10 protein-coding genes are annotated in these 11,560 nt (G+C 72.3%); 9 read left to right on the top strand and 1 reads right to left on the bottom strand.

What is annotated here, in order from left to right; genetic code table 11:
- Positions 1 to 2: 2 nt before the first annotated feature.
- A complete protein-coding gene (locus HW445_RS07740; protein ID WP_180220282.1) occupies positions 3 to 578 on the bottom strand; it encodes a DUF6328 family protein in 576 nt (191 codons plus the stop codon).
- 155 nt (positions 579 to 733) lie between these two features.
- Between HW445_RS07740 and HW445_RS07735 the strand changes: the two genes are divergently transcribed.
- The 9 genes from HW445_RS07735 to HW445_RS07695 form a co-directional block, all read left to right on the top strand.
- Entirely contained in the window at positions 734 to 1,768 is a 1,035-nt protein-coding gene (locus HW445_RS07735) for an ABC transporter permease (RefSeq protein ID WP_180220281.1), read from the top strand.
- 103 nt (positions 1,769 to 1,871) lie between these two features.
- Entirely contained in the window at positions 1,872 to 3,083 is a 1,212-nt protein-coding gene (locus HW445_RS07730; RefSeq protein WP_308798599.1) for a PP2C family protein-serine/threonine phosphatase, read from the top strand.
- A 276-nt stretch (positions 3,084 to 3,359) separates the two neighbouring features.
- Positions 3,360 to 6,239 (top strand): PQQ-dependent sugar dehydrogenase, encoded by a 2,880-nt coding sequence (locus tag HW445_RS07725; protein ID WP_180220280.1) that lies wholly within the window; start codon positions 3,360 to 3,362, stop codon positions 6,237 to 6,239.
- A gap of 26 nt (positions 6,240 to 6,265) precedes the next feature.
- A complete protein-coding gene (locus HW445_RS07720) occupies positions 6,266 to 8,092 on the top strand; it encodes a lectin (RefSeq protein ID WP_180220279.1) in 1,827 nt (608 codons plus the stop codon).
- A gap of 59 nt (positions 8,093 to 8,151) precedes the next feature.
- The gene (locus HW445_RS07715; RefSeq protein WP_180220278.1) at positions 8,152 to 8,685 is read left to right on the top strand and encodes a 2'-5' RNA ligase family protein; all 534 of its coding nucleotides are present in this window, start codon (positions 8,152 to 8,154) and stop codon (positions 8,683 to 8,685) included.
- A 182-nt stretch (positions 8,686 to 8,867) separates the two neighbouring features.
- Positions 8,868 to 9,758, top strand: a complete 891-nt coding sequence (locus HW445_RS07710; protein ID WP_180220277.1) for a glycoside hydrolase family 19 protein — start codon at positions 8,868 to 8,870, stop codon at positions 9,756 to 9,758.
- A gap of 145 nt (positions 9,759 to 9,903) precedes the next feature.
- Positions 9,904 to 10,296 carry a YidH family protein gene (locus HW445_RS07705; protein WP_180220276.1) on the top strand — a complete coding sequence of 131 codons (393 nt, stop codon included), beginning with the start codon at positions 9,904 to 9,906 and terminating at the stop codon, positions 10,294 to 10,296.
- Entirely contained in the window at positions 10,293 to 10,643 is a 351-nt protein-coding gene (locus tag HW445_RS07700; RefSeq protein ID WP_180220275.1) for a DUF202 domain-containing protein, read from the top strand. The genes HW445_RS07705 and HW445_RS07700 overlap by 4 nt, the downstream gene beginning before the upstream one ends.
- 175 nt (positions 10,644 to 10,818) lie before the next feature.
- Positions 10,819 to 11,560: universal stress protein (locus HW445_RS07695; RefSeq protein WP_180220274.1), on the top strand; the 742-nt coding region annotated here is incomplete at its 3' end.

Genomic DNA, 11,560 nt, shown 5'->3' with positions numbered 1-11,560 from the left:
CCCTACGCGTCGCCGGCCGTGCGGGAGCGGCGAGCGGCACGGCGGCGCAGGCGCAGTGGCAGCACGTACCAGCACAGGCCGAACCAGAGCATGACCGCGCCCACGAGCACTTCGGCGAGGACTCCGGGGAGGACGAAGCGCAGGAGCAGCAGGAGGGTGCAGCCGATGGTCAGCGCCAGGAGGACCATGCCGCACACCATCAGGCGGCCGGCGGTCTCCACCATCTCGTCCTTCATCCGCTGACCCGACAGGAAGCGGTGGATGGCGACGGGCGCGATGAGCGACGCGGTGGCCGCCGCGCCGAGCACCACGGTGACGACGTAGATGCCGCGGTCCAGCGTCTCCAGCTGCCTGAAGGTGGGGGTGAACGCCACGCTGAGCAGGAAGCCGAAGAGGATCTGCACGCCGGTCTGGGTGACCCGGGTCTCCTGAAGGATCTCGTTCCAGCGGCGGTTGACCCGTTCGCGCGGAGTCTCCTCCGGTGCTTCGGGACCGCGCTGCGCGCCGTGACCGGCGGCGTGTTCGCAGCAGGCGGCGTCCTCGATCGCCGCACCGGCCGGCTGCTCCGTCATCGTCATGCTTCCCTCCAAGTCCCGGGTCGGCCCATATGCCCGGATCGGACGCTTCCATGCAGGTCACACCGCACGGGCGGCGGGGAGCGCATGCCGGGCCACCGTCCGGCCTCCGTGGCGCTTTCGGTACTTTCCTCCTCATCTGTGGAAATGTCCTCGCCATGGCCGACCTGTTCCGTGGTGACGACGCCCAGCCGCCGACGCTCGGCCGGCGGTGGTCCGAGTTCCGGCAGTCACCGCTGCGCCCCGCCGTCGTGCTGACGCTCATCCTGGCCGCGGCGGCCGGCCTCTTCGCCGGCTCGTACACCTTCGCCATGGCCGATCCGACGCCGCACTCCATCCCCGCGGCCGTGGTCGGCTCGTACGAGCAGGCCCGGGGGCAGGCCTTCCTGGACGGCCTGGAGAAGGCGTTGAACGCGTCCGTGAAGGTGCGCCGGTTCGGCAGTGTCGCCGGGGCCCGCCAGGCCATGGACGACCAGAGGGTCTTCGCGATCTTCGACATCCGCGACGACGGGCGGACCGCGGTCCTCGACCTGTCGGGTGCGTCCGGGGCCTCGGTCGCCGAGGTGCTGGCCGACACGGCGCCGGCCGTGGGGAGGAGGACGGGCGTCGTGGTCACCGTCCGGGACCTCAACCCGCTCCAGGAGGGCGATCCGCGCGGGCTGGCCATCTTCTACATCTCGCTGGCCGCCGTCATCATCGGCTTCCTGGGGGCCATTCAACTCAGCGTGCACGCACGGGACCTGACCCCCCTGGAACGCATGGTCTTCACCCTCGCCTACGCGCTGCTCAGCGGATTCGCCATCGCGGCGACCGTGGACTGGCTGCTCGGCGCCCTCGACCTGCCGTTCGCGGAGTCGTGGCTGATCCTGGCGCTCACCCTGTTCACGAGCGGCATGGTCTTCACCATGTTCAACACCCTGGTCGGCCGCTGGGCGATGCTCCCGACGTGGGGGCTGATGGTCCTGCTGGGCAACCCCTCGTCCGGCGGCGCGGTGTCCTGGCCGCTGCTGCCGTCGCCGCTCGGGGAGATCGGCAAGTGGCTGCCGCCCGGCGCCTCGGTCAACGCGCAGCACACGGCGGTGTACTTCCGCGGGCACCAGCACGCGTTCCCGTTCCTGGTGCTCGGCGGCTGGGCCCTGCTGTCGTGCGCGGTGTTCTGGACCTGGCGGCACCGGCACCCCGGTGGTCGCTAGCGCCGCCCGGCGTCCGCCGGGCGGCGTTGCTCCATCTGCGCAGGGGCGGTGGGCCCGACGGACGAACGGTGTGAGAGTGGACGAACGGAGTGGAGGTGACGTCGTGACGGACGAGTACGACCGCGTGGCGGCCCTCGGCCTGGAAGAGCAGTTGCTGGAACGGATGCTCGCAGAGGTCCACGCGATCGTCCCCTACCAGCTGCCCGGGCTGGTGGACCGCTGCGCCCGGGCGATGGGGCTGAACGGCGCGACCATCTACCTGGTCGACCTGCAGCAGCGGATCCTCGTTCCGCTCGACGAGCAGGACGCCCGGCTGCCGGTGGACGACAGCAAGGCGGGATGGGCCTACCGCACGGTCTCCATGCGGATCGAGGAGGAACAGAACGAGCTGGTCGTGTGGGTGCCGCTGGTCGACGGCGCGGAGCGCCTCGGCGTGCTGGGCGTGCGGTCGGCCACGATGGACGCCGTGCGGTTGCGCCGGTGCCGGCTGCTGGCCCACACGCTCTCGATGGTGGTCACCTCCAAGCGCACCTACAGCGACTGGTTCGTGGCCCGCACCCGTACCCGCAGCATGCACGCGCACACCGAGATGCTGCGCGCCTTCCTCCCGCCGCGCAGCGTCGGGACCTCCTCGGTGATCTCGACCGGCGTGCTGGAGCCGGCCTACGACCTCGGCGGGGACGCCTTCGACCACTCCCTGACCCGGAACGTCCTGCACGCCGCGATCTTCGACTCCATGGGGCACAACCTCGCCTCCGGCCTGACCACGGCGGTGGCGCTGGCGTGCTGCCGCAACGCCCGCCGCTCCCGCGCCGACCTGGCCGAGATGGTCGAGTCCGTCGACGAGGCCCTCGCCCAGTGGCTCCCCGACCAGTTCTGCACCGGCGTCGTGTGCTGGCTGGACGCCGACACCGGCGTACTGCGCTGGAGCAACTGCGGCCATCCCGCCCCCCTGCTCATCCGCGGCCAGCGCGTGCTCGACAAGGCACTCGACAGCCCGCCGCAGCCGCCCATGGGCCTGGGCGGCCTGCTCGGCCCCGGGGCCACCCGCGCGGTGCACGAGACGACCCTGGAACCCGGCGACCGGGTCCTGCTGTACACGGACGGCGTCACCGAGGCCCGCCGCGGCGGCGACGAGTTCGGCCTCGGCCGGTTCACCGACTTCATCATCCGCTCCGCCGCCGCCGGACAGCGCCCCGCCGAGATCCTGCGGCTGCTCATCCACGACATCCTCGACCACCACCACGACAAGCTGACCGACGACGCCACCATCCTGCTGATCGAATGGCAGCCCCAGGGGCGCCCGTCCGGCTGACCGGGATGCCGTGGGGCGGCGGCGGTGCCCGGCGGCCCGGCCTGGAGTCGTCGCGCCGCCGGGCGGGGGCCCGGTGATTCACTTTGTCCCGCCACGGGAGAAAGTTTCGAGATCCTGTGCGCTTCGGGTTCCGGGGACGGGCAAAGCTCGCTAGCTTCCTTGTAATGAACCGGTCACGCGGAGCGCGGGCCGGTCGAGGCGCGACGGCGCGCGCCTGTACTCCTCGAGGCAGCCCTCCCGGGTCTGCCGCCATCCCACCTCCCTGGGGAGAACTCTGTGCGCACACGACCGCTCTTACCCGGACGGGCCCGCCTGCTGCTGACCGCGGCGGCCGGTGTCCTCGCCCCTCTGCTGACCCTGTCCCCGGCCGCCGCCCAGCCCGACGGCCCGGGCGGCCAGGACCGCCCGCAGGCCGTGGCCGCGGCCGGGGCCGAAGCCGCGGCCGGGGAATTCCAGCAGATCACGCTCGCCAAGGGCGTGGCCGAGACCGGCGAGCCCATGACGCTCGCGGTGCTGCCGGACCGCTCGGTCCTGCACACCTCGCGCGACGGCACGCTCCGGCTGACGAACGCCGCGGGCACCACGTCCGTGGCGGGCAAGCTGGACGTGTACAGCCACGACGAGGAAGGCCTGCAGGGCGTCGCCGTCGACCCCGGCTTCGCGTCCAACCGGTACGTCTACCTCTACTACGCGCCCCGGCTCGCCACTCCGGCCGGTGACGCCCCGTCCGACGGCTCGGCGGCGGACTTCGCCCCCTTCGACGGCGTCAACCGGCTGTCGCGGTTCGTCCTCAGGACCGACGGAACACTCGACCTCGCCGGCGAGAGGAAGATCCTCGACGTGCCCGCCTCCCGCGGCACCTGCTGCCACGTCGGCGGCGACATCGACTTCGACGCGCAGGGCAACCTCTACCTGTCGACCGGCGACGACACCAACCCCTTCGCCTCGGACGGCTTCACCCCGATCGACGAGCGGCCCTCGCGCAACCCGGCCTACGACGCTCAGCGTTCCGCGGGCAACACCAACGACCTGCGCGGCAAGGTCCTGCGCATCAAGGTCGACGCGGACGGCACGTACACGATCCCCGGCGGCAACCTCTTCCCGCCCGGCACCGCAAGGACCCGGCCGGAGATCTACGCGATGGGCTTCCGCAACCCGTTCCGGATGAGCGTCGACAAGGCGACGGGCATCGTCCACCTCGGCGACTACGGTCCCGACTCCGGCACCGCGAACCCGGCGAGAGGGCCGGAGGGCCAGGTCGAGTTCAACCGCATCACCGAGGCGGGCAACTACGGGTGGCCGTACTGCACGGGCAGGAACGACGCCTACACGGACCACAACTTCGCCACCGGCGCCTCGGGGGCCGCGTTCGACTGCGCGGCACCGAAGAACAACTCGCCGAGGAACACCGGACTGACCGACCTGCCCCCGGCCAAGCCCGCGTGGATCCCCTACAACGGCGACTCCGTCCCGGAGTTCGGCGGCGGCTCCGAGTCGCCCATGGGCGGCCCGGTGTACCGGTACGACGCCGGCTCCACCTCCGCGGTCAAGTTCCCCCAGGAGTGGGACGGCGACTTCTTCGCCGGAGAGTTCGGCCGCCGGTGGATCAAGCGCATCGAGACCGGCAGCGGCGGCGCCGTGCAGTCGATCAACTCCTTCCCCTGGACCGGCACCCAGGTGATGGACATGGCCTTCGGACCCGACGGTGCCCTGTACGTACTCGACTACGGCACCGGCTACTTCAACGGCGACGCCAACTCCGCCCTGTACCGCATCGAGCACGTCACCGGCGGCCGCGCGCCGACGGCCCAGGCGACGGCGGACGTCACCTCCGGAAAGGCGCCCCTGTCCGTCTCGTTCTCCTCCGCCGGCACCTCCGACCCCGACGGTGACGCCCTGAGCCACGCCTGGACCTTCGGCGACGGCACCACCTCCACGGCGGCCGACCCGTCCCACACCTACCGGAGCAACGGCCAGTACACGGCGACGCTGAAGGTGACGGACGCGACCGGGAAGTCCGGCACGGCGTCCGTCCTGATCACGGTGGGCAACACCGCGCCGACGGTCAGGCTCGACCTGCCCGCGGACGGCAGCGTCCACGACTTCGGTGACGCCATCCCCTACAAGGTGACGGTGACCGATCCCGAGGACGGCACGGTCGACTGCTCGAGGGTGAAGGTCACCTTCGTCGTCGGACACGACAGCCACGGCCATCCGCAGACCTCGACCACGGGATGCGAGGGGAGGCTCCAGACCCTCGCCGACGGCGAACACGACCCCAACGCCAACATCTTCGGCGTCGTCGACGCCGAGTACACCGACAAGGGAGCCGGGGGGCAGCCCGCGCTGACCACCCACGACCAGCACATCACCCAGCCCTCCCACCGGCAGGCCGAGCACTACTCCGACTCCGCCGGCGTCCAGGTCGTCAACCACACGCCCGCCCACGGCGGCAGGACCGTCGGCCACATCGAGAACGGGGACTGGATCTCCTTCCGGCCCTACGCCCTCGGCAACACCACCCGGTTCTCCGCACGCGTCTCCTCCGCGGGCGCCGGCGGCACCATCGAGGTACGGGCGGGATCCCCCACGGGCACCCTGCTCGGCACCGCCACCGTGCCGGTGACGGGCGGCTGGGAGACCTTCCAGGACGTCACGGCAGGCCTGAGCAACCAGCCCTCCGGCACCACCGCCCTCCACCTCGTCTTCAAGGGCGGCAGCGGCTCCCTGTTCGACGTGGACGAGTTCTCCTTCACCACCTCCGGCGACCCGGCCCGTTCGGGTGAGGTGAAGGGCGTCAACGGCATGTGCCTGGACGTGGACGGCGGGCAGTCGGCGGACGGCACGAGGGTGCAGATCTGGACGTGCAACGGCACCGCCGCGCAGCGGTGGACGCTGCCCGGTGACGGCACGGCGCGGGCGTTGGGCAAGTGCCTGGACGTGTCGGGTGCGGGGAGTGCCGACGGGACGCGGATCCAGCTGTGGACGTGCAACGGCACGGGTGCGCAGGTGTGGTCGGGGCAGTCCGACGGGACGGTCCGCAACCCCGCCTCGGGCAAGTGCCTGGACGCGTCGGGCGGTACCTGGAACGACGGCACCGCGGTCCACCTGTGGACCTGTCACGCCAACAGCAACCAGAAATGGACCCTGCCCTGAACCGCTCCGGAAGGGAGGAACCGACCATGCGCACCATTCCCAAGGCCGCCCTCGGCCTGTTCACCGCCGCCGTCCTCTGCCTGGCACCCCAGGCGACCGCACAGCCGGCCGAGGCGGGCCGTCCCCTCGCAGTGCCCCGTTCCGACGCCGCGGGCCCACGCGCGGACGCCGACCCGGCCAAGGCATCCGCGGCCGCCGACGCGGCGACGGTGTCCGCGGCCGCCGACCCGGCGTACGAGGTCCTGGTCTTCTCCAGGACCGCGGGCTTCCGTCACTCCTCGATCGACGACGGCATCGCGGCCCTGCGGGCCCTGGGCGCCGCCAACAGCTTCACCGTGGACGCCACCGAGGACGCCCAGGCCTTCACCCCCGGCAACCTCGGCCGGTACAAGGCGGTCGTCTTCCTCTCCACGACCGGTGACGTGCTGAACGCCGCCCAGCAGACGGCCTTCGAGCAGTACATCCAGGGCGGCGGCGGTTACGTCGGCATCCACGCCGCGGCCGACACCGAGTACGACTGGCCCTTCTACGAGGGCCTGGCCGGCGCGCTCTTCCGCTCCCACCCGGCTGTCCAGTCCGCCACCGTCGAGGTGGAGGACCGCGCCCACGACGCCACGGCCCACCTGGGCAGCACCTGGCAGCGCACCGACGAGTGGTACGACTACCGCTCCAACCCGCGCACCACCGCCCGCGTCCTGGCCTCCCTCGACGAGTCCAGCTACTCGGGCGGAAGCATGTCCGGCGACCACCCGATCGCCTGGTGCAAGGACTACCGGGGCGGCCGTGCCTTCTACACCGGCGGCGGCCACACCGACGAGTCCTACTCCGAGACCGCCTTCCGGCGGCACCTGCTCGGCGGCATCCGCTGGGCGGCCGGGATGACGGACGCCGACTGCCGGCCGGAAACCGGCTACACGCCCCTGTTCGACGGTTCCTCCACCGCCGGCTGGAGCCAGGCCGGCCCCGGCGGCTTCACCCTCGCGGACGGCACCCTCACCTCCACCGGGGGGATGGGGCTGTACTGGTACGCGGCCGAGGAGTTCAGCGGGGACCACTCCCTCAAGCTCGACTGGAGAACGGCCGGGGACGACAACTCCGGCGTCTTCCTCGGCTTCCCCGCCTCCGGCGACCCCTGGACGGCGGTGGACAACGGCTACGAGATCCAGATCGACGCCACCGACGCGGCCGACCGCACCACCGGCGCCGTCTACGGTTTCCGTTCCGCGGACATCGCCGCACGGGACGCCGCGCTGAACCCGCCGGGGGAGTGGAACACCTACGAACTGCGGGTGACCGGCGAGCGCCTGGAGATCTTCCTCAACGGCCGGAAGATCAACGACTTCACCAACACGGACCCGGCGCGGAGCCTGCGGCAGGGACACATCGGCATCCAGAACCACGGGGAGGGCGACGAGGTGTCCTTCCGCAACATCCGTGTCAAGCGAGGCGGCGGAGGCCAGGAACCCGGCCCCCGTTCGGGTGAGGTGAAGGGCGTCAACGGCATGTGCCTGGACGTGGACGGCGGGCAGTCGGCGGACGGCACGAAGGTGCAGATCTGGACGTGCAACGGCACCGCCGCGCAGCGGTGGACGCTGCCTGGTGACGGCACGGTGCGGGCGTTGGGCAAGTGCCTGGACGTGTCGGGTGCGGGAAGTGCCGACGGGACGCGGATCCAGCTGTGGACGTGCAACGGCACGGGTGCGCAGGTGTGGTCGGGGCAGTCCGACGGGACGGTCCGCAACCCCGCCTCGGGCAAGTGCCTGGACGCGTCCGGCGGCACCTGGAACGACGGCACCGCGGTCCACCTGTGGACCTGCCACGCCAACAGCAACCAGCGATGGACCCTGCCCTGACCTGCCGTCGGGGCTGACCTGCCCGCGGGGCCTCTCGGCCCCGCGGGTACGCTGCGCAGGTGCGCACGGTCGAGCTCCTGTTGGACGAGGCGGCGGACCTGGCGGTCCGGGAGGCCTGGCGGCGGCTCGCGGACGCGGGGCTGCCCAGTCAGGCACGTCATCGCTCACCGACCAACAGTCCGCACCTCACCCTGGCCGCCTGCCCGGAGCTGACCGCCCCGATCCGCTGGGAGCTCGCCGCGGTGGCCGCGGCCCTGCCGCTGCCGGTGCGGTTCACCGGCGTGGTCCGGTTCGAGCGACCCACCTCGGTGCTGGCCTGGGCGCTGGACCGTGACGCCGCGCTGACCGGCCTGCACCGCCGGGCGTGGGAGGCGGTGACCGCGGACAGCCCCCACCAGGCCCTCAACCCCCTGCACGCGCCAGGGCGGTGGAGCCCGCACGTCACCCTCGGCCGGAGCCGGCGGCCCGGGGCCTTCGCCGACCGGCGCGTCCAGGAGCTGCTGCCGGTGCCGCCGCTGTCGGCCCGGCTCGTCACCTTGCGCAGCTACGACACCGAGACCGGAGCCCTGGAGGTGCTCCGGCCCCGCCCCTGACCTTTATTGGTCTATACCTGACCGGTCTCCCTCCTTGACTGGTACAGACCAAAGCGGTTGAGTGTGGCTCCACACCCCCACCACGGCCGCCCCCACGCCGTGTCCGGTCCACCGGCGCACGCCGTGCGGGCCGTTGCGTCCCGCCCCAGGACGCGGCCGTGCCGCGCATAGGAGTTGATCTCGTGCCACGACGTTCTGTCTCCGCGGTCCTGACCGTCCTCGCGCTCGCCGGCGCCGCCCCGGTGATGCTCCCGGCCACGAACGCCGCCGCCGCGGCGTGCTCCACCTACCCGAACTGGGTGGCCGGCAAGGCGTACAACGCCGGTGACATCGTCCGCTACACCGACGGAAAGGCGTACATCGCCGAGCACGCCAACCCGGGCTACGACCCGATCATCAGCACCTGGTACTGGGAGCCGTACGCCTGCGACAACGGGCCCGGCACGCCCAGCACGCGCTTCGTCGTGACGGAGGCGCAGTTCAACCAGATGTTCCCCAACCGGAACTCCTTCTACAGCTACAGCGGCCTCACCGCCGCGCTGAGCGCCTACCCCGGCTTCGCCAACACCGGCAGCGACACGGTGAAGAAGCAGGAGGCCGCTGCCTTCCTCGCCAACGTCAGCCACGAGACCGGCGGGCTGGTCCACGTGGTGGAGCAGAACACCGCCAACTACGCGCACTACTGCGACTGGAGCCGGCCCTACGGCTGTCCGGCCGGGCAGTCCGCCTACTACGGCCGCGGCCCGATCCAGCTGAGCTGGAACTTCAACTACAAGGCGGCGGGCGACGCGCTCGGCATCGATCTCCTCAACAACCCCTGGCTGGTGCAGAACGACTCGGCCGTCGCCTGGAAGACGGCGCTGTGGTACTGGAACACCCAGACCGGCCCCGGCAGCATGACCCCGCACAACGCCATGGTGAACAGCGCGGGCTTCGGCCAGACCATACGCAGCATCAACGGCTCCCTGGAGTGCGACGGCAGGAACCCGGCGCAGGTGCAGAGCCGTGTGAACAACTACCAGCGGTTCACGCAGATCCTCGGGACCCCGACCGGCGGCAACCTCTACTGCTGACGACCGCCCGCCCGCCCGGACGGGCCGGCCGCTGCCGCCGACACCGTCGGCGGCCGCGGCCGTCCTGACGCACCGGCAGGTACTTCCCGCGCACGTCAGCAGGTGCGGCGACCCGTCGGACGGGACGGCCGGTAGGGTCCCGGGCATGATCGGAATCATCCGGACCCTGCGTCTCTGGTTCGCGCCGCAGCACATCGGCGAGGAAGGCGACACTCCGGACTACCGCTTCTCGCTGGCGAACGAGAGGACCTTCCTGGCCTGGTTGCGCACCGCGCTGGCCCTGGTCGGCGGAGGGTTCGCGGTGGACCAGTTCCTGCCCGGCCTCCGCTGGGGCTGGCGGGTCGGGCTGGCCTGCGCGCTGCTCGCGGTGGGCGCGGTGTGCGCCGTGCGCGCGGTCGACCGCTGGGTGCGGTGCGAACTCGCGATGCGCCGCGGGGAGGACCTGCCCCCGACGCGCTTCCCCGCGCTGCTCGGCCTGGTGGTGGCGCTGGTCGCACTGGTCATGGTGGTCGTCGTGGTTCTCGGACCGGCCGGATGAACGAGGCCACCGCACAGCCGCCGTCGGCGCCGGAACGGGATCCGGGGCTCCAGGCCGAGCGGACACGGCTGGCATGGCGACGTACGACCCTCTCGGCCGCGGTCGTCGCCGTACTGGCCGTCAGGGCGGCCCTGCGGGACGCGCCTTCGACCGGGGCGATGGCCGTGGGCGCGGCCTGCTGCGCACTGTGGCTGGTGTTCACGGCTCTGGCGCACGCCCGGGTCAGGGAGATCCAGGAAGCGCGTGCACGCGGACCCCGCCTCCGGCCCCTCACGCTCCCCGTGGCTGCGGGGGTGTCCCTGTGCACCGTGGCCACGGCGGCGTGCGGGGTGTGGCTCGCCGTGTGAAAGGGCCTCGGGCTCAGGAACTCTTGGGCTCCAGGAGGACTGGGCGGGCATGGACACGGGCCGGACGGGACGCCCGGCGGTGGGCGAGGGTCCATCGGCCGCCGGGCGGGGACCAGTGGCCTCTGCCCGGAGCAGGAGGGCGGGCGGAGGCTGGAGGTGTCCGAAGGAGGTCCCCATGACCCGCCCCCTCACCGTCGGCCTGGACGGTTCGCCGGAGAGTCTGGCCGCCGCCGGCTGGGCCGCCCGTGAAGCACTGCTGCGTGACCGGCCCCTGCGTCTGGTGCACGCCTCGGTCCTGCGGACGCCCACGTTGGCGTCCGGGACCGGGCCGGAGGCGCCGATGCCGCCGGACGGGGTGCGCCGCGAGTACGCCCGCGCCCTCCTGGACAGGACACGGGCCCGTCTGGCCGGCCGCCACCCCTCCCTGCGGATCGACACGGGAGAGCTGCCCGGTCAGCCCGTCACGGCCCTGGTGGAGGCCGGTGAGGAGGCCGAGCTGCTGGTGCTGGGTTCCCGCGGGCTCGGCCGGCTCGCCGGCTTCCTGCTCGGCTCCGTCTCCCTCGCGGTTCTGGCGCGGAGCGAACTGCCGGTCGTCCTGGTGCGGTCCGGTGACGCCGAGGAGAAGCAGCCGCCGGCGAACCCGGCGACCGAGGGGAGCCCGGCGACCGGTGGGTCCCTCGCCGCCGGCCGCCGGGACGTCGTCCTGGGGCTGGACCTGAGCAAGCCCGGTGACGCACTGATCGCGTTCGCCTTCGAGGCGGCCTCGCGGAGAGCGGCGGTCCTGCGGGTCGTCCACGGCTGGACGCTGCCGCGCTCCGACCGCGGCGACATCCTGCCCGAGCCGCGGGACGGGACGGCCGCGCGGGTGCCGCGTGCGCTGTCCGAGGTCCTGGGGCCGTGGCAGGAGAAGTTCCCCG

The sequence above is a fragment of the Streptomyces sp. UH6 genome, from assembly GCF_013421635.1.
GTDB classification, from domain to species: domain Bacteria; phylum Actinomycetota; class Actinomycetes; order Streptomycetales; family Streptomycetaceae; genus Streptomyces; species Streptomyces abyssomicinicus.
This window is presented reverse-complemented; position numbering and strand designations above follow the sequence as displayed.

Coding starts and splice junctions, on each gene's coding strand:
- HW445_RS07740 (WP_180220282.1), bottom strand. CDS start 578: ATGACGATGACGGAGCAGCCGGCCGGTGCGGCGATCGAGGACGCCGCC.
- HW445_RS07705 (WP_180220276.1), top strand. CDS start 9,904: ATGATCGGAATCATCCGGACCCTGCGTCTCTGGTTCGCGCCGCAGCAC.
- HW445_RS07720 (WP_180220279.1), top strand. CDS start 6,266: ATGCGCACCATTCCCAAGGCCGCCCTCGGCCTGTTCACCGCCGCCGTC.
- HW445_RS07700 (WP_180220275.1), top strand. CDS start 10,293: ATGAACGAGGCCACCGCACAGCCGCCGTCGGCGCCGGAACGGGATCCG.
- HW445_RS07735 (WP_180220281.1), top strand. CDS start 734: ATGGCCGACCTGTTCCGTGGTGACGACGCCCAGCCGCCGACGCTCGGC.